The sequence below is a fragment of the Psychrobacter glacincola genome (assembly GCF_904846075.1).
GTDB lineage: Bacteria > Pseudomonadota > Gammaproteobacteria > Pseudomonadales > Moraxellaceae > Psychrobacter > Psychrobacter glacincola_C.
In genome coordinates, this window is record NZ_CAJGZH010000002.1 from 939,470 (window position 1) to 962,280 (window position 22,811).

The 22,811-nt window shown below is 42.7% G+C and carries 17 protein-coding genes and 1 tRNA gene; 6 read left to right on the forward strand and 12 right to left on the reverse strand.

Annotated features, from left to right (window positions below; all coding sequences use genetic code 11):
* The first annotated feature begins 142 nt into the window (after positions 1–142).
* Positions 143–625 carry a DNA starvation/stationary phase protection protein Dps gene (gene dps, locus JMW85_RS10065; RefSeq protein ID WP_201581658.1) on the forward strand — a complete coding sequence of 161 codons (483 nt, stop codon included), beginning with the start codon at positions 143–145 and terminating at the stop codon, positions 623–625.
* Positions 626–809: 184 nt separating this feature from the next.
* On the opposite strand, the gene JMW85_RS10070 is transcribed toward dps, so the two are convergent.
* The 8 genes from JMW85_RS10070 to JMW85_RS10105 all read right to left on the reverse strand — a co-directional run bounded on the left by JMW85_RS10070 (position 810) and on the right by JMW85_RS10105 (position 9,055).
* Positions 810–1,304 (reverse strand): DUF2059 domain-containing protein, encoded by a 495-nt coding sequence (locus tag JMW85_RS10070; RefSeq protein ID WP_227681786.1) that lies wholly within the window; start codon positions 1,302–1,304, stop codon positions 810–812.
* Between the two features lie 229 nt (positions 1,305–1,533).
* Positions 1,534–2,655 carry a cation diffusion facilitator family transporter gene (locus JMW85_RS10075; RefSeq protein WP_201581659.1) on the reverse strand — a complete coding sequence of 374 codons (1,122 nt, stop codon included), beginning with the start codon at positions 2,653–2,655 and terminating at the stop codon, positions 1,534–1,536.
* Between the two features lie 106 nt (positions 2,656–2,761).
* Positions 2,762–3,307: an acyl-CoA thioesterase gene (locus JMW85_RS10080; RefSeq protein WP_055123836.1), complete on the reverse strand. Its 546-nt coding sequence runs from the start codon at positions 3,305–3,307 to the stop codon at positions 2,762–2,764.
* 126 nt (positions 3,308–3,433) lie between these two features.
* Positions 3,434–3,844: a DUF2177 family protein gene (locus tag JMW85_RS10085; protein ID WP_201581660.1), complete on the reverse strand. Its 411-nt coding sequence runs from the start codon at positions 3,842–3,844 to the stop codon at positions 3,434–3,436.
* Between the two features lie 101 nt (positions 3,845–3,945).
* Positions 3,946–5,439, reverse strand: a complete 1,494-nt coding sequence (locus tag JMW85_RS10090) for an SAM-dependent methyltransferase (protein WP_201581661.1) — start codon at positions 5,437–5,439, stop codon at positions 3,946–3,948.
* Between the two features lie 83 nt (positions 5,440–5,522).
* Entirely contained in the window at positions 5,523–6,503 is a 981-nt protein-coding gene (locus tag JMW85_RS10095; RefSeq protein WP_201581662.1) for a DUF1365 domain-containing protein, read from the reverse strand.
* A gap of 41 nt (positions 6,504–6,544) precedes the next feature.
* On the reverse strand, positions 6,545–8,260 hold the full coding sequence (locus JMW85_RS10100; protein WP_201581663.1) for an NAD(P)/FAD-dependent oxidoreductase: 1,716 nt from the start codon (positions 8,258–8,260) through the stop codon (positions 6,545–6,547).
* 57 nt (positions 8,261–8,317) lie between these two features.
* Entirely contained in the window at positions 8,318–9,055 is a 738-nt protein-coding gene (locus JMW85_RS10105) for an SDR family NAD(P)-dependent oxidoreductase (RefSeq protein ID WP_201581664.1), read from the reverse strand.
* Positions 9,056–9,612: 557 nt separating this feature from the next.
* Between JMW85_RS10105 and JMW85_RS10110 the strand changes: the two genes are divergently transcribed.
* Both JMW85_RS10110 and JMW85_RS10115 read left to right on the forward strand, forming a co-directional pair.
* The gene (locus JMW85_RS10110; RefSeq protein WP_201581665.1) at positions 9,613–10,815 is read left to right on the forward strand and encodes a pyridoxal phosphate-dependent aminotransferase; all 1,203 of its coding nucleotides are present in this window, start codon (positions 9,613–9,615) and stop codon (positions 10,813–10,815) included.
* Between the two features lie 301 nt (positions 10,816–11,116).
* Positions 11,117–11,192: transfer RNA gene (locus JMW85_RS10115), tRNA-Asn, on the forward strand.
* Between the two features lie 259 nt (positions 11,193–11,451).
* On the opposite strand, the gene icmH is transcribed toward JMW85_RS10115, so the two are convergent.
* The 4 genes from icmH to JMW85_RS10135 all read right to left on the reverse strand — a co-directional run bounded on the left by icmH (position 11,452) and on the right by JMW85_RS10135 (position 15,502).
* Positions 11,452–12,264 (reverse strand): type IVB secretion system protein IcmH/DotU, encoded by an 813-nt coding sequence (icmH, locus tag JMW85_RS10120; protein ID WP_060491495.1) that lies wholly within the window; start codon positions 12,262–12,264, stop codon positions 11,452–11,454.
* A gap of 114 nt (positions 12,265–12,378) precedes the next feature.
* Positions 12,379–13,725 (reverse strand): type VI secretion system baseplate subunit TssK, encoded by a 1,347-nt coding sequence (tssK, locus tag JMW85_RS10125; RefSeq protein ID WP_201581666.1) that lies wholly within the window; start codon positions 13,723–13,725, stop codon positions 12,379–12,381.
* A gap of 9 nt (positions 13,726–13,734) precedes the next feature.
* Entirely contained in the window at positions 13,735–14,421 is a 687-nt protein-coding gene (locus JMW85_RS10130) for a hypothetical protein (RefSeq protein WP_201581667.1), read from the reverse strand.
* Positions 14,422–14,452: 31 nt separating this feature from the next.
* Positions 14,453–15,502, reverse strand: coding sequence for a M15 family metallopeptidase (locus tag JMW85_RS10135; RefSeq protein WP_227681787.1), 1,050 nt, complete (start codon positions 15,500–15,502; stop codon positions 14,453–14,455).
* Positions 15,503–15,918: 416 nt separating this feature from the next.
* Here JMW85_RS10135 and JMW85_RS10140 point away from each other — a divergent pair, with 416 nt between their 5' ends.
* The 3 genes from JMW85_RS10140 (at position 15,919) to tagF (ending at position 22,793) form a co-directional block, all read left to right on the forward strand.
* Positions 15,919–17,703 carry a hypothetical protein gene (locus JMW85_RS10140; RefSeq protein ID WP_201581668.1) on the forward strand — a complete coding sequence of 595 codons (1,785 nt, stop codon included), beginning with the start codon at positions 15,919–15,921 and terminating at the stop codon, positions 17,701–17,703.
* Between the two features lie 66 nt (positions 17,704–17,769).
* Entirely contained in the window at positions 17,770–21,816 is a 4,047-nt protein-coding gene (gene tssM, locus JMW85_RS10145; protein WP_201581669.1) for a type VI secretion system membrane subunit TssM, read from the forward strand.
* Positions 21,813–22,793: a type VI secretion system-associated protein TagF gene (gene tagF, locus JMW85_RS10150; RefSeq protein ID WP_201581670.1), complete on the forward strand. Its 981-nt coding sequence runs from the start codon at positions 21,813–21,815 to the stop codon at positions 22,791–22,793. Before tssM ends, tagF begins: the two co-directional genes overlap by 4 nt.
* Positions 22,794–22,811 lie beyond the last annotated feature (18 nt).

Below are 22,811 nucleotides of genomic sequence, written 5' to 3' on the forward strand. Positions count from 1 at the left end.
CTAATAAAGCCTAACGCTTGAGGCTTTCAATCTTCATTTAAGCTGCTATTATTTATAACGAATCAACAAGTAGTTCATTAGTAAGATACCAATAACAACAAATGAGATTTTCATTAAAATAATACACATAACGGAGTAGAACATGAGAGAACGTTACGCAAGTGGAATAGATGACGCAACCGCAAAGAAAATGATCGACTTATTGAACGCTAATCTAGCGAATCTCATTGATTTGAGTATGGACAGTAAGCAATGTCATTGGAATTTGCAAGGTACTGGCTTTATCGGTGTTCATCAATTATTAGATGATACTTATGGTCGTTTAACTGAAGCTTATGATACGGTCGCTGAGCGTATTGTTATCCTTGGTGGTAAAGCCAATGGTATCTCTAAACGCGTCGTTGAGGACTCTATCCTCGATACTTACCCTACTGATATCACTGAAGTCGATCAGCATGTTCGTGAGCTGACCAATCGTTATAAGACCATTGCTGCCTCATTACGCGAAGGGATTGATGCGGCTGGTGATGCGGGTGACGAAGATACCGCTGACCTATTAACGGAAATAAGCCGTACTGTCGATAAAGATGCATGGTTCATCGGTGCCAATGCACCAAAGAAATAATATCTTTGTACTCAAACCAGTTATACTAATAAAACAGCTATATCAATAAGACAGTCTATATCAGCAAAAAAGGTCACTTTTATAGTGACCTTTTTTGTGTGTACGAACTTATGTGTAATAACTTTAAGATTCACGCTCAGAAACGGGCTTTAAAATAGTTAAATTATCAGTTATTAGCTGTCAGTTAAAAAACACCTTGGATTATTTGTTGCATCTGCGGTAAAAGCTCATCCAGCTGTGCCTCAGTTTCACTAGTATCATCAGGCAAGGATTGCTTTAGAAATGCTGCTGTAATCTGTGGCTGTTTCGACAAGATACTTTGACCCATCACCGTATCATAAAAATCAATTTGAGCATCAACTTCCGCTTGCGTATAGTAAGTTTTTGCCGCGTTAATATATGCTTGCGTCAACGTATGCTTGTCAGTGGTATCGCCGATAGTATTGGTCATTATCTTGGCATATTGACCCAGCACTTTTTGAATCTGCTCTTGTAGCGCCTGTTGGCGTTTATTTAAGTTACCATCACCTACTGACTCAGTACGATTTTGCGTTTGTACATTGATAGCATCGATAGCCGCTTGTTGCCCGTTAACGATAGATTCTATTTGCTCATCAATGTGCATCACTTCCATCAGCTTTACAATAGACGTATCTGTTGGGGAGATATTATTATTCATAAAAGCGGTATTGTTAATAGAAGCGCTATTCGCACTTATTCTATTGATACTTATGCTTGGCTGTTGAGCAGGCTCATTATGAATTACCAGCTCAGCCTGTGCTTGAGTCAGACTGGCTACTGCGCTAATAGTGACAAACGGCCATAGTTAATGAGCGAACCATGATTGAACGCCCAACAGGGCTCTCTATAGCAGACTGAAGACTTAGTTTCATATTAGTTTCTCTTTATCAGGCATCTTGGTTATAACTATTGGGTAAGCTCAAAGTTTCAGCATTGGGTACAGATAATGTCAGGATAGCTTCCTGAAATAAAGGATTGGCACGGAACTGACTTTCAATAATTTCGAATTTTTGGGCAATCTCTTTTTCTTTTTGATTGCCAGCGATATCGACTGCCGCCACCATAAATATCTTTTTGGGTCCCACCCACTCCAAATGTAAGTACGACACACTATCGATATCTGGATGATTGAGTAACTCGCTCAATGCATAGCCATGTATCCTCTCTGATACTTTATAACCGACCAAAAAGTCACGGTTACGGCTAATTAAAAAGATGGCTACCGCACCCAATAATATTCCGACAATGATGGAGCCGAGCGCATCCCAAAACGGCTGTCCCGTATAAGCATGCATACCCATGGCAGCAGCAGCGACAACCAAGCCGATGACAGCTGCCAAGTCTTCAAAGAATACACCACGTAAAGTTGGGTTTGACGTATCGACCACATAGCCAATGGCGCTGACATTTATCGCTTCGCCATGCTTTTTACTTTGTAAGTAAGCTTGCCCTAACGAAAACCCTTCGAGCACAAACGCAATCGCCAATACAATAAAACCGATGGTATAGTTGGTCTCGCTTTCCGCAGCATTCCACTCGGTGATACCGGTATAAATGGAGACAATCGAACCTGCCATAAAGACACCAAAAGCGGCAATCATCGACCAGACATAAGCTTCTTTGCCATAGCCAAGGGGATGGCTTTCATCAGCAGGTTTGATCGCCTTTTTCTCGGCGACAATTAATAAGGTGCCGTTACCTGCATCTGCCCACGAATGCGCAGACTCTGCGATCATAGAAGCAGAGCCCGTCATAAATGCTGCAACCGTTTTGGCAATCGCAATGATAAGGTTGGCTCCAACAGCAATTAATACCGTCACCAATGAAGCGGAATGTTGCTTGTCTTTATTGGTTGTCGACTTAGCAGAACCGTCTAATACAGAGTGAGAATTACCATCAGAAGTGGTGTCTGTAATGAGCGTGCCAGCACCCCGAGCACGACTATTATGCGGCGCTGGCTGATGAGAAATAGCAGGAGGTGACTCGGCTTCCGATGGTTTTAAGCTCATAATAATCTCGATATAGGCTTTTTGAACGCAGATATGTATATATTTAACCAGATCAATAGACCGTATATTGAAAGCATTTTAACTGACTATACAGGGTCTATTCATCTTAACGATCATGAGAATTAGCCAGCTCACCAACCATATCCCCGATATCACAACTGGGTCGATGTGAGCTTTCCAGACGCAGGTTTTTACGCTCTAGTGCTGCATCAGCGCGGCATTGCTGCATGGGATTTTTGATATCAAGTGGCGGCGCAGGTGTGGGCTTGCCATTATCATCGATAGCGACCATCGTAAAATAGCAGCTATTGGTATGGCGTACAGTACGGGCTCGAACGTCTTCTGCTTCGACGCGAATGCCGACCTCCATTGAAGTATTTCCCACATAATTAACACTTGCCGCAAAGGTAACCAATTCGCCAACATATATAGGCTCACGGAACATCACTTGGTCAACAGACAGCGTCACCACATAATTACCGCTATAGCGACTGGCGCAAGCGTAAGCGACTTGATCCAGCATCTTAAGCAAATCACCACCATGCACATTGCCAATAAAATTCGCCATATCAGGCGTCATGAGTATCGACATATATAGCTCATGATTTAATGGGGCTTTTTTGGCAGTCGAGCTGGTATTGTATTGCGGCATAAAAATCCTTGAATGATTTGGGGCATGTTGATAGTAAGTATCATTTATACAGCAGCTCACAAGAGAGCACAAACGGCACTCTGTCATTGAATGGTCTAGGTTATGTAAATTTTGAACTATTTAACTTTAGCTCAACCAATGAAAACGATAAGCAAGCCAAGCAACAATAGCGCTCACTGAACCTGTCAAGATACCGCCCCAAGCAAAATCAACCAACGCTGTATCCAGTGTAAAACCTTTGTACAACGCTAAACTGGTAAAGTCATAAGTACCGTAGGCCATCAGCCCTATCAAGCCACCAAGCAAGAATATATGACCAATCGAAGCGCCTGCTTTGATTTGTGGATATAAAATCAAGACACAGAGAGCCAGTAGATAAAACATATAGAACACGCCAGCAGCAATCATGTTTGGCTCATCGGCAAGCAGATGCCCGATACGCTTTTCATAAAATAAGCCAGTCATAGTCTTGAGCCAAACTGCGTCAATACCCAAAAATATAAGCACAGCAGCCAGATATATAAATATATAACCCATAACCACATCCTTTTAATTAGCGTTTTTCAATCCCAGCTTGTTTCCATCAGCGCTTGTTAAGTCAGTGTTTTTTAAGACACTACCTGTTGAAACGCAACTTGTTAAGACGCTATGTTTCGTTTGGAGGCGTCTTGGCCATCACTGTTGGCTTTACCGCTTTCATGAGAATTCATAATATCGTGAATCAGGCAGCTGCTTTGCTCATCGGTGAGAGTGTCATGAGAAGACAAATCAGAGAAATGCATCACATCAATATTGTCTGGCTTCACTGCGGTCAACTGTACCACGCCGATGGTGCGCTCTAAAAACCCACCTTCACAATAGCAAAAGTAAAAATCCCACAAGCGAATAAAGGCATCATCATAACCAAGCCCCTTAATTTCTTCACGCTGCGCCATAAACGCCGCACGCCAATCACGCAAGGTATGAGCATAGTCAAAACCGTAATCATGTAGCTGCTTGATGACCATGTCGGTTTGTTCCGTAAACTGTGTATTTAGCTCTTGATTAGAGAGCAAACAACCACCAGGGAAAATGTGCGTTTGGATAAAATCGACTGAATTAATATAATCTTGGTAGTTTTGATCATTAAAGGTGATCGCTTGCAGCACCATCAGCCCTGTGGGTTTGAGCAAGCTATTACATTTGGCAAAAAACGTCGGTAAGTACTCGTGCCCAACGGCTTCAATCATCTCGATACTGACCAGCTTGTCGTACTGCCCTGTCAGCTCACGATAATCTTGCTTCAGCAGGGTAATTTTATCAGACAGTCCTGCCGCATCGACTCGGCGCTGCGCCTCATCATACTGGGCGTCAGAGATGGTCGTCGTCGTTATGTGACAGCCATAATGTGTGGCGGCATAAATAGCAAAACCACCCCACCCTGTGCCAATTTCTATCACATGATCATCAGGCGTCAATTGTAATCGATGGCAAATGAGCGCCAGTTTATGCTGCTGCGCTGCGCTCAGTGATACATCAGGCGTACGATAGACTGCCGCTGAATACATCATCGTATCGTCCAAAAAACGCTGATACATATCATTGCCCAAATCATAATGCGCTAAAATATTGGACTTAGCACCAGACTGATCATTACTGCGCAGCCGATGCTTCGCTTTTTCAAAAGCCTTACTCACACCTGCAAAGCGATTTTCTAACTTATTCAGCACCGCCAAGTTACGCGCTGCCAACCGAATCAGCCCGGTCAAATCGTCCGTATCCCACTCACCATTGATATAGCTGTCTGCTAGCGAAATAGAGCCGCCAAGCAACAACTGCCGATAGACAGCAGGATCATGAATCATCAAGGTGACGTGCAGTGAATGGCGACCCACTGCCGAGCTGCTCGCGACACTATCGGATACTTTACCAAAGCTGACGGTATTAGGTGCTTGCTCATCGAATGCTTCGACTATAGTCAGGCTACCAAACTGGATATGCGCTAATGCGCGGAAGATGAGTTTTCTTGCCAATTGATTCATTCCCGCACTGACGGGCTGAAAAATGACGCGCTCATTGACGACCTTACTCATCTGTGCGGTCAATTTTCCTAATGTCGAAACGGGTGCTCGGTCGGTTGGTCGTGCTGACATCGTATATTCATCCTTGTTTAAATGCTCTATGCTTAAGCGTTAAGCTGATAAATTTCTTTGGCTGATCTTTAACCCTTCAACTATCAAAGAATATCTTTTGGAGTCGGTGCTTTGTTCTGTTGGCTATCGGCCAGTTTTTCATCATAATGAATATAAGGCACTTTTTTAATCGCATAAAGCTTGAAAGCATGCCAATAAATACGGGTTACAGAGGTCATGTTCATTAGCGGATTTTTTCGCAAACTGTTGCGAATCGTTGTGGCGGTCATTGGAACGCCAGCCATTTTTATACCCGTTTTTAATACCTCACCGCGCTCATCGCTGATATCGATAGAAATACGAACTTGCAAGCAATTATCCGGCTGCTTTTTTACCTTAACCTGCCAACGATATAGCTGATCGATCGGGTTAAAAGGTGAGACATGAAAATCTTTATTATGACAAAATTCAGTATTCGCACCATTGAGTGTAAACCCATAATAATGGCGCTTATCCCACGGTGTATTAGAGACTTCAGCCAATAAATGCGACGGCATCTGCTGCTCATCGAAACCTAAGTAAAAATTGACTGGACTAAAATATATGCCCGCATTGCGGCAAACGAGCATCCCAATAATATCGCCTGTTGGCGCACTACCCGTTTGCTCAGTAAACGCTTGATTTAAGCGATGATTAAGTGCTTGAACAGAATTTGAACGACAATTACCATGCTTGTCACTCATTGAGCAATTACTTAGGCTATTTACCTCTTGTAGAGGTAGACCTTGTAAGTAATCATCAGGACAAAACTGCTGCAATGCTTTTTTCTTTGCTGAAAATAATGGCAATCTTTTGACCAGCCGTCCTTTTGAAAGCAACTTTTTTAAAAGCTTATTTTTGCTACTAATACCTGTACTTACTTCAGGAAGCTCCAGCCCTTTAGCCAATGCGCTGATATTGATGCCCCAATAACGGTATGGGTACGCAAATTTATGCACACTTGGCAGTAACCGACTGTGCCAAGTCGTCCCATGGAACAACTGATGGGGTAACAGCTTATTAGGCGTGTCGGTTTCAATAGACATAGCATTCCCTTCAATAGTGTTCGTTGATTTCACTGCTAAAATCACTGCACGTTATGACGACCAAATAAGCGACGCTTTCGCTTTTGTTCATCATTTTTAACAGGCGGTTGTAAACGTTCAATGTACTCAATCAGCTCCTGATTGGTGAGCGCCGTGACCACCTCACGCTTATTAAGTGTGCGCAATTTGCTATCTGCCTTTACCGGTAGGTCCTTATAACGAAACGGCGTATGTGCGCTCTCGGCATCAGGCAGATGAGTCGGATCAACCTCGTCTTTTATGGCAATATCATAGCCGAGCGCCTGGCAGACACGTAGACCGCTACGTACACCATCTTCATGAAAACCATTAAACCAATAGGCACCGCAAAAATGTGTGTGCATGCCGTTACCAGAGATACTCGACCATTTGCTTTGCGCCTCAATCATCGCTTTATCAAACACAGGATGGCTATAATCGATGCGCTTAATGACGTGCTTATCGTCAATATTTTCATGAACGGTTTCTGGATTCAGCGTAACCAAATAATTGTGTTTTTTGGTCAGGCGTTGCAGAATATTCATGTGATAAGTCAGCACTGGTTTTGCTGATATTTGCGCTTTTTGATTTGCGAGACTCTCATCAATCAGATAATTCCAGCTGGCCCATGCCAATGGCTTGTTCGGTAGGACACTGATGTCGGTATGCAATACGGCGGTATTTTTGGTAAAGCGAAAATGACTGAGTACCTCATTTTCATCCTTACTGGCGTCTGTTAAAATTTTGAGCGCGGTGTCTGCATGACAAGCAAAGATGACTTCGTCAAATACCAATTTTTCGTTCAAGCTTTCGATATTGTTATCAGTAATGCTTTTATTTTGAACCGTCAATAATACTTGCTCACCATCGCGAACCACAGACTGTACGGGACTGTTTACTCTCACCTTACCGCCCGCTTTGATGAAGCGTGGAATCAACTTATTGACGTACTGTTTTGAGCCACCTTTGATCGTAAACCACTGCGGACGATTAACCACATCGAGCAAGCCATGATTGTCAAAGAATTGCGCAAAAAACACCAGTGGGAAGTCTTGTACTTCATGCAGACTGGTTGACCAAATGGCAGAGACCATTGGCAGCAAATAGTTATCTATAAACAGCTTGCCATAGCTTTTTTCTGTGAGATAGCTGCCCAGTGTTTGCTCAGTAAAAGCGCTGACATCTTGCCCGTTAGCACGTGTCATTTCGTAGTCTTGGCGTAGCTGCTTGATATGCTTATTAAACTGTAAAATGTCTTTGATAAATTGCCAAAACTTTGGATTGAAAACATTCTTACGCTGCGATAATAAAGTATTGAGCGTGTGACCATTGTATTCAAAATGGCGCGCTGTATTCTTTACCGAAAAGCTCATGTCAGTCGATTGAAACGGCACTTGCAGCTCATGCAGTAGCCGAAAGAAATTGGGATAAGTACGCTCATTAAAGACGATAAAGCCAGTATCTATGGCACTGTTTTCCACATTGCTGCTTTTTGCTTTTTTGCCGTCTTGTAGCGCCACATCGATGGTATTTACATGACCGCCAATATAATCATTAGCCTCGAACACTGTCACTTCATGTTGCGCCACCAGATAATGAGCGCAAGTCAATCCTGATATACCTGAGCCAATGATAGCAATACGTTTTTGAGCTTGAGCATTAGTCGTCTGTTTTGAGAGGCTGCTGGCTTCATGAGAGACTGTCTCTAGGTTCTTACGTTTACGGCAGTTAAACAGCATTGATGCGTTCCTTTCCATATTTTTAGTAATTTATTTTTTGCAATTTTTCAATATAAACTATTTTTTATTGATTTTTTCACTGACTTGCTGCCACACCAAATCTGGCAACGTACCCAATACCTTTAGCGGTAAAGTGAGCTTTTTGGGAAATTCGATCACATCGTGACCACTCGCGATACCATCACGAATAGCTTGGCTTGCCTGCGCTGTTGTTTGGATAAAGGGCATGGGAAAATCGTTTTGCTTAGTCATTGGCGTCTCGACAAAACCAGGCACGACCAAACTTACCAACACATCATGCGGTGCAAGGCTAATTTGCAAAGTTTTCATTAGGTAATGGATAGCAGCCTTTGAGCTGCCATAAGCTTCAGCACGAGCAAACGGCACATAAGCAGATGCTGAACCAATGCCAACCAGACGACCTTTTGAGGCGATTAGCTTTGGCAATATCCCTTCGATAGCATGTGACAACGTACCCATATTTACCGACATCACTTTCATAAACGAGGCGCTATCGAAGTTTGGCATGTCCAAATATTCACACATGCCAGCGCCACAAATCGCCAAATCAACCTCTTCAATTTTTTCAAAAGCGTCGATAACTTTATCCCGATCCATGAGATCTAAATCAACCGTTTCTGCGCCTAGTGACTCAAGCTCAGCCAATGCCCTATCGTCTCGACCAACGGCATAGACTTGATGACCTTCCAGTAGATAGTCTTTTGCCAATTGATTGCCAATACCAGACGTCGCGCCAGTAATAAGTATATGTAATTTCTTAGTAGAGTCAGTCATCGTAAACGTCCTTTTATTTGTGCTAATAGTACAAAACTTACCATGCATTTAAGTGCTAAATACTTGCTTATCATCTTTAGTCAGCTGATGGCATTAACCTTTTTTCATTAAGGTATCATCCATTTTATTTATTAAATCTAAACAATCATAGCGCAAGGCTATCGATTTATTGTTGTGGTTTCGCAATCAATGCGTCTCTCAATTGACTGAACCTTTCTACTCTCGCGCACTGGGAAAATTGCTCTTAGGTCTGTCGTTTTATGTTACTAGCCTTATAAGACAGCCTAATTACGGCATGCTACAATACTAAAAATCAAAAATAGCTTTACATTAAAGGGCTGATTAGTCAGCGTATTTATCATGAAAATATCCAACCTGTTAAAAGCGCTTGTCTTTATTAACGGTTATTTATTTTCAAAAATCAACTTCCGTTGCGGCAGTTTTTGAAACTGCCTGATATCGTGTCCTCCTGATACCGTGTCCTAATGACATCTCAAACGTTATACAATTGATGATAGCGCTTCACCAATCCCACTCCACTATAAAAAGGATCTCTCATGAGTGAATTGAAACTGTCTGACCGCGTCAACAACATCAAACCATCGCCTACGCTAGCGATTACCAATAAAGCCAAAGAGCTAAAAGCAGCTGGTAAAGATATTATCGGTTTGGGCGCTGGTGAACCTGATTTTGATACGCCAGAGCACATTAAAAAAGCAGCAATCGATGCCATTAATGACGGTTTTACCAAATACACCGCTGTCGATGGTACGCCAGAGCTCAAAAAAGCCATCATTGAGAAGTTCAAACGTGACAACAACATCAGCTATGAGCCCAATGAAATCCTAGTATCGGTCGGTGGTAAACAATCATTTTTTAACCTTGCGCAAGCCTTTATCAATCCAGGTGATGAAGTCATCATTCCGGCACCTTACTGGGTCAGCTATCCTGACATGGTCATCATTGCAGAAGGTGTGCCAGTCATCGTCAAATGCCCTGCTGAGCAAGATTTCAAAATCACCGCTGAGCAGTTAGAAGACGCCATCACTGACAAAACCAAAATGCTGGTACTAAACAGCCCCTCTAACCCAACAGGTATGATTTACACGTTGGATGAGCTAAAAGCCATCGCTGAAGTGCTGAGAAAGCACCCACAAGTTTATGTTGTTTCAGATGACATGTATGAACACATCCGCTGGACGGGCGATAAGTTCTACAATATTCTGAATGCCGCACCTGAGCTAAAAGAGCGGGCAATTATTTTAAATGGCGTGTCAAAAGCATATGCGATGACTGGCTGGCGTATTGGTTACGCTGGTGGCCCTGCCAAGCTGATTGGGGCGATGAAAAAAGTACAATCACAGTCAACCTCATGCCCAACATCGATCAGCCAAGTGGCTGCCGAAGCCGCTATCAGTGGCGATCAAAGCGTGCTTACGCCGATGGTAGAAGCCTTTGAAAAGCGTTGTGATCTAGTCGTTGATGGTTTGAACGCGATTAAAGGTATTACCTGCCTGCGTCCTGATGGCGCTTTCTACGTATATCCTGACATCAAACCACTCATCAAAGCCGCTGGTCTGTCATCATGTACTGAATTTTCAACATGGTTGTTAGAGAAAGTTGGCGTAGCAGTGGTGCCTGGTGACGCCTTTGGTCTTGGTGGCTATATGCGCATCTCTTACGCAACTGATGAAGCGACGCTAAAAGACGCCTTATCACGTATCGAAAAAGCGGTTGCTGATCTAGACGTTACTGAATAAAGACTAAACAGCCACTGTCTTAAAATTACTATGCTTAAGTATGTGCTTATAAATATGCTTATAAACGAAGACGCCACCTATCCTTTATGTGGCGTCTTTTTTATTTATCTCGCAATTGCTGAATTTTTTTGGCAAAAAACCTCAAAAAACGCCTTATCCCCTTATTAAAATAATTATCTTTGATAATTATGCAAAAAAGGCTTGACGTATTTTTTATTTTTGCTAGAATACGCCCCACTTAGCAAGAACTCGTTAGAGACTTCTAAGGCTCGTTGTAAGGTTTTAAATACTTGCAGCTTATTCTCCAATAGCTCAGTTGGTAGAGCAACGGACTGTTAATCCGTGTGTCCCTGGTTCGAGCCCAGGTTGGAGAGCCACATTTTAGTCGTAAATTTCTTGAATTATCTTTAATTCAATTATGGCATTTGCCAAAACCCTCATCTCTTTGATGAGGGTTTTTTTATTGCTGTTCTTTTCATTGGCATAAAGAAACTTATATAAAACTCAGTAGAAAAATAAGTAGCCAACGATATAACAATTATTACCTTGCTGTCCTAACAATTTTTATTTCAGCACAACGTATGCAGCTGAAATAAAAACTGTTAAAGAAGTTAGCATTTAAAGTAAGGAAAATAATTAAGGTAGGAAAATTGAGATATGAGCTTGCTCTTTGTTTTCTTGAATCACATTATCGTATGCTGACAGCTGCTCATTCGAGAAACTATTGGTAAACTGCCACATGGTAGCAAATATCGCGGTCAACAACACTGCCATGACCGTGAGTATGACCCATAGTGGCGTTTCGCTCGTGAGCGTGTGTTTGATTTGGTCCGGTATCGCCCAAAATGGCGAAAACTCGTTCTTATTACCCCGTAGATGCTCAATTTCATCCCCTAAGCGTGAGATAAGGTAACGAATTTTCTCTGGCGCCTCTAAACGATACTTCCCTTGAAAACCAAGTAGCATCGCATAGTGATAGACCTCCAGAGCAGGCAGACGCCTCTCTCCTTGCTCGCGTAGCCCATCTAAACGCTCAAAGAACTCATTACCAGCAATTTGTGAGCCAAATAAATCCAACTGCAAAGGATTTAGCTCCCAAGCATCTTTGAGAGTTTGAAACTCGGGCTCTTGCGAGGTCATGATGGTCTCATCAATCAATGCACAATACGCATACTTAGCTTCATGAATATCTTCTGACAGAAATCCTTTTTTGCGCGCATTCATCTCGAATTTATCTAAGAAATCATATATTTTTTGACGAAATTGACGCGGCTCTGTACTGAAATAATGATTACGCAATAAAAACACCAAGTAAAAGCCGTCATACATGATGTCTACCAGCGACTGACTACTGATACGCTTATCTAGACCCGTTGCTGAAACCTTTGAAGCCACCTCGCCTGAATCTAACAACGAAGGTGCAGAACCCATTGAATTATTCCCTGACATGATTATTCCTAATGCTTATTATTTCAAATACTATTGAGGGCGTGTCCTCAAAATGAGAGTGCGCCCTAGTGCATACTCATCTTGCAACCTCAGCACCTCTAGAGACAAAAAGAACTACTGTACGATAGCCATCAGCTCTATTTTTAAATCATCAAAGCCATTGGGCACATAAATACAGATAGATTCAGATTTGAGCATTTCGTCATATAGCTCGCCTACCGGTTCGATGGTGAAGTAGCTAAAGCCTGGTCTCACTGGTATCGCACTGGGTACTTGGCTGACATGTGAAATAGAAGAACCTGGCAGCGCTGACAAGACACGTTTCTCTACTGAGTCAGGCGTCGCAATTTTAAATCGGCGTGGTACGATATCGATGAGCTCGTGCATCGGCAATGATGAGCTAACAGACAGATACAGCTGTGAGCCACGTGTGATTTTGTCACTACTTAGCTCGCCTGTATAATAAGATGGCTTATTCTGACGTAATGGAATCGAGATAAAGTTACTGGCAATGACGGTATTGAGTAGCTCACGAATGATTAAAATGATACTAACAAATGAGTCATTGGCATTATCGTGATGATAAGAAGGTAAGTCGCCCACCTTATATAATGAGCTAAAAGTAGCCAATTGGCTGGCGACATTTAATAATGCTTCGTAAAGGCGTTCTGGATGTAGTTTGGCATTATTATATAAATGACTGAGCTGAGAGTATGCGGTATTTAGCGTATGCAATAGCCAAAAAGAGGCAATATCTGAGGAGCGAAACTCCAGTAAATCATTGTTAGACTGACGATGATGGTCATACAGTGACGTGGACTTGGTATTAATCATCGTCATCAAACGATATACGTGACCAATAAGCGCAGGGTTACTCGTAATATGCACACTTGGGACGATATAATCATCATCGACTTGATAGACGCCTTGAGTGGTACGCACGAGCTTGGCTACCAATAATGACACGGTATCTTGGCTAGGCGCTTGCGCAGAATGGCTTAATTGTAAACTTGGCGACAGTTTAATCACATCAATGACTGCTTCAGCCGCTTGGCTATATAGATCTTGTGCCTCAATAGCGCCCCTTACATAGCGTGTTGGATTGTCACTACGATCCGTCTGTATATTGCTGCCGCCACTATGGACAATCTCTAAACTCAAAAATACGAAAATTTCATCGCCATTGTCTTGGGTATCTAAGGTAATGGCTTTCGGTAAAGTGTCGGTACGAGGCGCATGATATATCGTACCATCGGGCAATACCGCATAAATACTTTGAAAGCTTAGTAAATTGCTTTCCAAAAGTTGCTTATCAATCTGAACATCAGATACGCCATAAGCATAAGGATGCACCAGCATCATACTCAAAGCTCGTTGCGAGTCATGATAAGTGTCTTGAATCTGAAAATGTTGGGGTCGCAAAAACAACCCTTCTCCCCATAATACCCTGTGTTTACTCAAGACAATCTCCTAAGAACAGCTGACTAGTGGCTGCTGATAATATTTAAGTTTGGTGGTAAATGTAGGTGCCAGTGCTGGGTCAACACCCTCAGTAATGCTGACATCGCATCCACCAATATTGATCGCCAGTGGCGTATCAAAATTGAGACTGGCAAGTGGGATAAGAAACTGTGAACGTTTTTTGGTATATCTCAGCCCCACTTTAATAGCGATAAAGCGCGCGTCTTGTGGAATGTTTACAGTCAGACTGCTCTCACGATTTGGGATAATACTGATCTCTTTGGCCGCCAGTACTTCAATATCCGTAAACTGGCTCTCCTCCTCCAAAAATGCGATATAGGCAGTACTTGCTGTGCCTACTTTGGTACGCCCTGCATTGGCATTAGTGGTGGGTTTGATATTTAGAGTAATCTGCTGACGCTTCAGTTTTTCTTGCAATGCTTGCTGCTCAGCACTCATGGTCGCCAGCTGCTGTTGCTGTAGTTCTAGCTGTACTTTTAAACTTTGCAGATCAGCACTATTTTTGCCATTATCAACGATATGGCTCATGGCATCTATAGTAGGAGGCTCGCCTGCCAATGCCGATACCTTGTCATTTGACTTGCTCAACTTATCAGTGCTGCATCCGGCGATCGTACCACTTAGCAAGCAAGTAGCAGCGATTAATGATACTGGCAATGTCATACATTTATTCATACTTTCAGTTTACCTTAGCTTTTTATTATCATTATTGACTGGTCAAAATCTCAGCCATTTCTGGGCGACCGAGCACGCCTTTTTTGCGCAGCTCGACATGCCCAAGATCCATCATACGCCAATCACCACCCCACACAAGTCCGGCAGATTTGGCTACTTTACCATATAATTTATAGCCCCGCATTGCCCAAGGATCCTTTTCGCTTATGACAATTTTACCATTTCTGATAAAGGCGCTATCGCCCGCCAAACCAAACTGATGATAGCTCTTGTATGATCCTGCCTTCGTTACATGAGTCCCTTTTTTCAATAGTCTTGCTTGCCTTGCAGGGCTACGATAGCCTTCTAACAGCACCATGTCATAGCCATATTGGTCACTCATTACTTTATACACAGTCAACAGCCGTTGAACAAAATCTGAGTTCATTTTTTGCCAATTACGGTCAGCATTTTTGATATTGATATGACCGTTGTTTAGATGTGTAGCCAACATATCACCTGAATAGCCAGTGCTATGATCTTGCGTGTTTAAGTCAGACAAATCAGGCTCAGGGAGCATGAGCGGTCTATCAGTCTGAGGTATATTTGTCTGATTATTTGGCCAATACCCTTCCTCTGTCTTGTCAGCTTGGTAGCTTGCAACCTCGGCTTCTAGTTCAGCAAACAGCTCCTCTGGCGGAGGCGACGGCGGACGCAGACGCTCTCCTATGAGTAGTTGACTGATTTGCAGATTTGTCGTGCTAGCCACGGTATCGTTGGCATGATAAACCTCCAGAGAATGATTGGTAATCAAGGCATAACACAATCCAACCGTTGCCATGACAATCAAAAAAGACAATGCTGATATCACTGGAATACGAGAAACATCTATGTCCGAAATAAAACGAACAAACTGCTTGATACGATAATGAAATACCTTCTTTGGTGTCTTTATTGATGAACGCTTGAATTTTAGGCTAGGCAATCGATGAAAAAATACCATTACCTTATCTAATAGTCGCCCACATAGCTGCCGATCAAAAAGCATGACCATCATGAGGATAGAGAGCAATGTAAAGACCGATACAGTCAAGTAAATCATAGGCAAGAGTCAGCGACAGTTGAGACGATAAAAACAAAATAATAATAAACAGGCGTTGATAATTACGATTTCGTCAGTATTATATAGACAAATAATCTCCTTTTAAAATAAAGCTAACTTAATTATACCAATTTTTATTTATTTCTATCCATTAGCTTATCTACAGACAACTTAAAAATACTATTTCATTATAGAAATTTACTTAATAATGCTTAAGAGGCTTACTGGTTATAGATTTTATAGTTTAACAACATTTTCAAAGTGATTCCTATCATTACAACCGAATCACAAAAAAGACAAATAAAGTTAACCAATATAGTAAAAAAAAGCTTGTAGATATCATAAAATTTGGATCGAAAAGCTTGTCTACATGGTAATAATCATAATAAAACCCAACAAATAGGGAGTTTAAATAAGTGGGCGCAAAAAAAATACTGTCATACGGCCGATCTGTTTTAGTCATGCTTTTGGTGTTGTATCTCATTTTGGTCTGGATGTACTTTAAAGACAATGCGCGACAGCTGACCTCATCTGGTTTATTACTATGGTTTGTTACCATCCCTTTATTGTTTCTTGGCTCTATCATGGCGCTCTCATGGTGGCAAAAAAAACTGGATAAACAAACAACCGATTCACCAGAGATAATTGATGGAACAGCAGATAAAACAGACACTATTAAACCGCCCAATACTTATCAGTTATTTATCTATAGCCGTGTCTGCCTACCAGAAGGAGACTGTTGGTCTGAGGTGGTGGACAATGATGCAGACCTAACCGTATTGAGCGAGGATTTGACAGATATTGATGGTATGCCAATGTTGGTCAAACCGATTGCAAGACTCTCTGATGCCGCTGCCCTACCATATCCTAATATCTCTGATGCCTATTCAGCAGATTCAGAGTTTGACGATAGCTATTCAGACCATTATTTAGATTCGAACAGTAATTTAGACAATGATTTAGACAATCATCTCGATGATGAGAGATTTACTGAATGTAAAGCCGCGTTAAATGCTACTACCTTGCGTTTACAGGCATTAATTTATGAGCAGCTAGTCTTGAGCGAGGAGATGCTGTCTAGCCTTGCCGAACGCTTTTACCAACATCACCAACAAGATACGAGTCAGTCCAACGCAGCCATTCATATTCATCCCGAATGGCAGCAACATTATTTGGTGAGTGCCAACGAAGTAAGTAGTGAAAATAACAGCCGTAAAGAGAACAGTGATGACAAAATGACAGCAGCCTCTGCTGGTCATTTAGCCAATCTTCCTATCTATCTATGCTTACCTGCCAGCGCCGATTCAGCATTTTTAATCGCGACCATAAAAGAACAGTTAGCAACTTACGGTATTCCTGATACACGGCTTGCTATTACGATAATCATAACTGACAGCACTGATGTCGCAAACACCGTAGCAAATAATGGCGCTAACAATACTGCCATTGCCACACCTACAGAATTCATCAATAGACATCTACTGCCTTTATCTAAATCAACTGCGCCTGATCTTTGCTTAATTATCATTGCAGATTCACAGATAAGTGAAGAATGGCTAGACACTCATTTGTATGCTGAGCAAATGACCAATGTCGTTCCAACTGAGGCGGGTGCGCTGTTGCTATTCTCGAATCAAGCGGCTCAAGAGCTACTCAATATTGACGCCAGTACCAGTATTTTATTAACGGAGATAGGTACAGCTCATCGCACTGAGCTTTTGAGTGATAATCGTCGCTATTTGAATCATTTAACGACTATCAAAAACCTATTAATAGACAATATGCTTTCACTGTCACCGACCGATACGACCACGCTAAAAACCACTGATAAACAGACAGTAAAGTCCGAAAAAAAATCGTCTGATATCAATAGCAAGGAAAAAAACAAGACTAATGTTGCTATAACAGATATGGCCATTACCGCCATATCTGACATTAATCCATTAAAGCAGCCTTATGACTTATCAACGTATATGAGCTTTCTTGAAGCATTTATAGCACAAGGCGCTCTGGTAAATGAACATCATTTAGGGCATTATATGCCATTGAATAATTGGTTGAAGCCATTCATCAGCCTATCACTCTTCATTGACTTAGCCAAAGAAGACCAACAAGAGTCAGACAGATCGTTTTTAATTACTCAACATAAGCACTGCAATATTCTTTGGTTGCTAGACTCTTCTCAAAAATCTGAGTCGTAGTTTTAATGGTGTTTTGTCGTGGTAAATACTCGTTTTATTATCTTAAGTTCACACTAGGTAGCACGCATGTTTTCAAGGTTTTTTCATCTTATCTATAACCCAAGAGTATTATTGGCGCTGGGGCTCATAGTCGCCCTAGTCTTACTTTATGATTATGTGACTATTAAAACCTTTGTCATACTCATTGGCGTCCTAATCACATGTACGGTGCTGGGGGCGCTTGGCTATTACCTGTGGAAAAAACGTAAGCTTGCCTCAGATGAGCTGGCAAACTTAGTGGAGGATAATGGCAACGAGAGCCAAGGTGACGATAGCCTTCATGTGGCCAAAGATGAAAACGCTCAAGAAGTGCAAGCGCTACGTCAGCAAATGCAAGATGCCATTAAAACCATTCGCAAATCAAAGATAGGCGATCAAACAGGCAAAGCGGCGTTATATGAGCTGCCCTGGTATATGGTCATTGGTAATCCCGCGGCAGGCAAAAGCTCTGCAGTGCTACACTCTGGCTTAAAATTTCCCTTTATGGAACAAGGTAACAAGCTATCCGTTAAAGGCGTCGGCGGTACACGTAACTGCGATTGGTTTTTTTCGACTGAAGGTATTTTGCTCGACACCGCAGGACGTTACTCCGTTTATGAAGAAGATCGCTCAGAATGGTTGTCATTTTTAAGCCTACTCAAAAAGAATCGACCTAAAGCACCGATCAATGGCATCATCATCGCGGTCAGTATCGCCGAACTCACCAAAAATGACCCAAACTATGCCTTGGATTTGGCCAAGAATCTGCGCAGCCGTGTGCAAGACTTAACTGAACAGTTAGAAGTTTATGCGCCTGTCTATGTGGTCTTTACTAAAATGGATTTGATTTCAGGCTTCCGTGACTTCTTTAATGACTATGAGCAAGAAGAGCGCAGCCAAGTATGGGGCGCGACCATCCCCTACCCTGAAGACCCAGAAAACATCAATATTACTGACGTATTCGAAGAACATTTTGGCGTATTGGTCAATGGTTTGAAAGATTTGAGCACCACTAAGCTATCCTTACGTCATCAGCGCACGGTATCTCCCAGTCTAATGACTTTCCCAATGGAGTTTCAGTCATTACGTCCCATGATACGGACGCTGATGCATGCTTTGTTTGAGGACAACCCTTTCCAATTTAAGCCCATATTGCGTGGCTTTTACTTTACCAGCGCCTTGCAGGACGGGCAAGTTAGCAGCCAAATGACGTTGCAAATGGTACAAAATTACGATTTGCACCCACCTGCGATACCGCTCAATGCGCAGCAAGAAGCCGCAGACAAGCCTTATTTTTTACAAGATCTATTTTCTAAAGTCATTCTAAAAGACAAGCATTTGGTCAAGCAGCATAAAAACCGACACAAGCGCAGTCATCGTGCGCTTGCGACGCTAGCTGCTGTCGTGACTTTGTGTGCGGCTGTCGGTCTGTGGACATGGTCTTATGCCAATAATAAACAGCTCACTGAGCGTGTCGTGGCTGACTTACAGCAAGTCGCAGCGCTACAAAAAAATTCTAACGGTGATCTACAATCCCAGCTTGAGTCGCTCAATATTCTACAAAGTCGAATCGAGCAGCTTGAAGGCTACGAAGACGACAAGCCGCTGTCTTTGAGATTTGGCCTCTATCAAGGCGATAAGCTTAAGCAAAAATTGCTAGCAGAATATTACAACGGCATCAGCATCATCGTTTTAGCGCCAACCAAACAAAATATCGAAACGTTTTTGACCGAAGTAAATACCAATGCCGATCAATTAGAAGTCCGTACAGAAGACTCAAGCACTGATGACACCTCTGATGCTGCCGTTAATGATGCTTATATCCAGTCGGACCCCACAGACGTTGAAGATGCTTATAATGCGCTCAAGGCTTATCTCATGCTTGGCAATCATGACAATTTAGAGGCCAGTCATTTGAGTGATCAGATGACCCGTTTTTGGCGCAACTGGCTCGAAGCCAATCGCGCTGACATGCCACGTGACAAGATGATTCGCCAAGCTGAGCGTATCTTGAGTTTTACCTTGGCTCATGTCGACGACCCCACCTTTCCATTGATCCAAAATGACTTAGGGCTGATAGACAAAACCCGCAGCAATTTATCCAAAGTTAGCAAAGGCCAACCTGCTCGTGAGCGTGTTTACTCTGAGATTAAAATGCGTGCATCTGCCCGTTTCCCATCGGTCACGGTTGCGCAGATTACGCAAAACAATGCTAATGAAGCACTGCTTGGTAGTTATGTCATTTCAGGCACTTTTACTAAAGAAGCATGGGATGCTTTCGTCAGTGATGAGATTGATAAAGCTGCCACTACGAGAGTGGTCGCCGATGATTGGGTGTTGGCCACCAGTAGCCAAGATGACCTTACCTTGACGGGCAGTCCTGAACAGATACGACAATATCTGGTCAATCGCTATAAGCAAGAATATACCAGTGAATGGAAACGTTTTTTATCTCAAGTGTATGTTCGGGATAGCACAGGCTTCGATGATCATGCGGTCTTATTAAACCAGCTGTCCAATGCCACAGAGTCACCGTTAAAAACCCTGTTTGAGACAGTAGATCGCCAAACTCAATGGGACAATAAAGCGGCTAATCAAGCAGCTGGCAATGGTGGCGAATCTCGTCGCTCATTTGTCAATTGGTTTAAGCAAACCATCCTGCGTCAAAGCCCTGCTGAGCTGCGGCAAGCAGAAGCTGCGATGAATAATGGTGGCAGCTCTAGTAACGCTGCGCCTGTAGCACAAGCAAGCTCAGGTGTGATTGCGCAAGAATTCTCCTCTATACATGCGCTAGTAACGCCAAGAGAAGAAAATCAGGATCTGTCATTATTAGACAGCTATTTAGTCAGTTTAGGCGATATCAGAACCCGCTTTAATAATATCGCTCGTAGTGACGACATCGGCCCTGATGCTTTGTTGTTTGCCTCACAAACCCTTAGCCCCGAAGGCTCAGAGTTAACCAAATCTCTACAAATATTAGATGAGCAGATCCTAAGTCAAGCCAACTCTGAAATAAAACAACTGGTTCGTCCGTTGTTGAGTGAGCCACTGACTCGTTCATTTAATATGCTGCTGACGCCCACTAAAGCAGAGATTAATAAAGTTTGGAAAGCACAGGTCTATAAGCCTTTCCTCGATAACCTAGGCAGTAAGTATCCCTTTACCGCCAATGCAAACTTAGAAGCGACGCCTGCAGAGATCGGTCAATTCTTCGGCGAAGATGGCTATGTGGCGCGATTCGTCAACGAAACGTTATCGCCCTTTATCATTCGCCGCGGCGATCAAATCTCCAGTAAAATCTGGAATGGTGCAGGTCTGGGTCTTAATCCGCAGTTTGTTGCTGATTTTGGCCGTTACTTTACCAATTATATGGGCAGCAATAGCACAGGCGCTGCTGGTGCGAATAATACTGGTGGCGCTGCCAATCAAACCACTTTTCAAATTATGCCATTACCCGTCAGCGGTTTGACTGAATATACCATTGTAGTCGATGGTCAACAGTTGCGTTATCGCATGGGTACTCAAGCGTGGACAACGTTTGTATGGCCAAATCCAAGTAGCCAACCTGGTGCCAGTATTCGCGCCAAGGACTATGATGGCAGAGACTTTACTGTCTTTGAAGAAGCAGGCAGCTTTGGGGTAGAAAGGCTCATTAACAGTGCACGCCGTACTGAACTTGGCAATGATATCTTTGAGATGGCATGGTCTGGTGACGGTATCACTATCTCTGTACGCTTTAGAATCATCAGCGGCAGCGGCAGTAGTACCACTACCGGTCAAGGTCGCTCTACCAATCCCTTTACTGGCATGAAACTACCAGAGGAGATTATTGCCCTTGGTGTCACACGTACAGCAAGGCCAATTTCTGATAATAATGCTGTTGATGGCGATACTCCTAATGCGGGTTCTGGCACCAATCAGCCAGTACCGACTGGCGAGCAAAATACAAGCAATGTCACGCCGCCTGCCCGTGTATCTACTGTAGTCCCTAATACCAATAGTGAAAACAGTCCACCAGTACAACCGCCTACTGATACCACGACGGCTACTGATGATCGTTCAGCCGTGACTGAACAGCAGGAGCAAACGCCATGACTCCAGACTCCTTGCCTTTAGTATATTTTGGAAAATTGCCTGCTCGCGGGGACTTTGTACGGGCGCGTGCTCATATCTCTGAGACCAATGCCATTGATGAATGGGTCAGCCAAGCGCTAGCCGTGTCGGAAAGTGTATTTAGCGGAATTCCGATAGACAATGTCAGTAATCATAACTTTGCCTTTTTAAATTTCAGTCATATCGATACTAGAGCTAATGAGATTATCACCGGTGTTTTGATCCCTAGTCACGATAGTAGCTATAGAAATTACCCATTGATAGGTTTTGGCGTGCTTCATCTCGATAAACCGAAAAACTGGATGAACTATCTGCCCGTCAAGTCATCAGCGCTTTGGAATGACACTTATGAAGTTTTAAGTATGGCCAAATCCAAAACTGACAATAGCGATCTGATGGAGCATCTCAATCATAGCCAACTCAGCATCGATAACAATGCCAGTACTTACTACTATGATTTTATCAATACCACTACGTTGCATGATATCGCGATCTTAATGAACATCGATAAAGCGCAGCTGATACAGCAAATCATTGCCACTGGCCTGTTATTTTTACCGACCTTTACTAAGGGTTTCCATGGCTTGAATAAAGCCATCTGCTGGTCACTTACCTCTGATAGAGAAAACTCGATACACATGGCCACTTTTTGGCACGATCTCATCAATGGTTTTTATCAGCCACACCAGCTCTACTTGAATACCTACTTATATCGTGTCGCTAATTGCTATCGCCTGCTCATTAGTTTTACTAAACCAGATGGACGTATACTCAAGCAAATATCAGAAAGTGAAAAAACTTATCCTGAAGATTGGGTGGTCATCGCTCATAGTGACTGGACTCAAGGCTATATCGATGAAGACATTGGGTTGACACGGTTTAATAAAGTATTGTTACAAGACAATTTATATCTGTATGATACTAGGCAATTGTTTAAAAAAACTTTTTTAGCACAATAAATAATGGCTCACGATAAC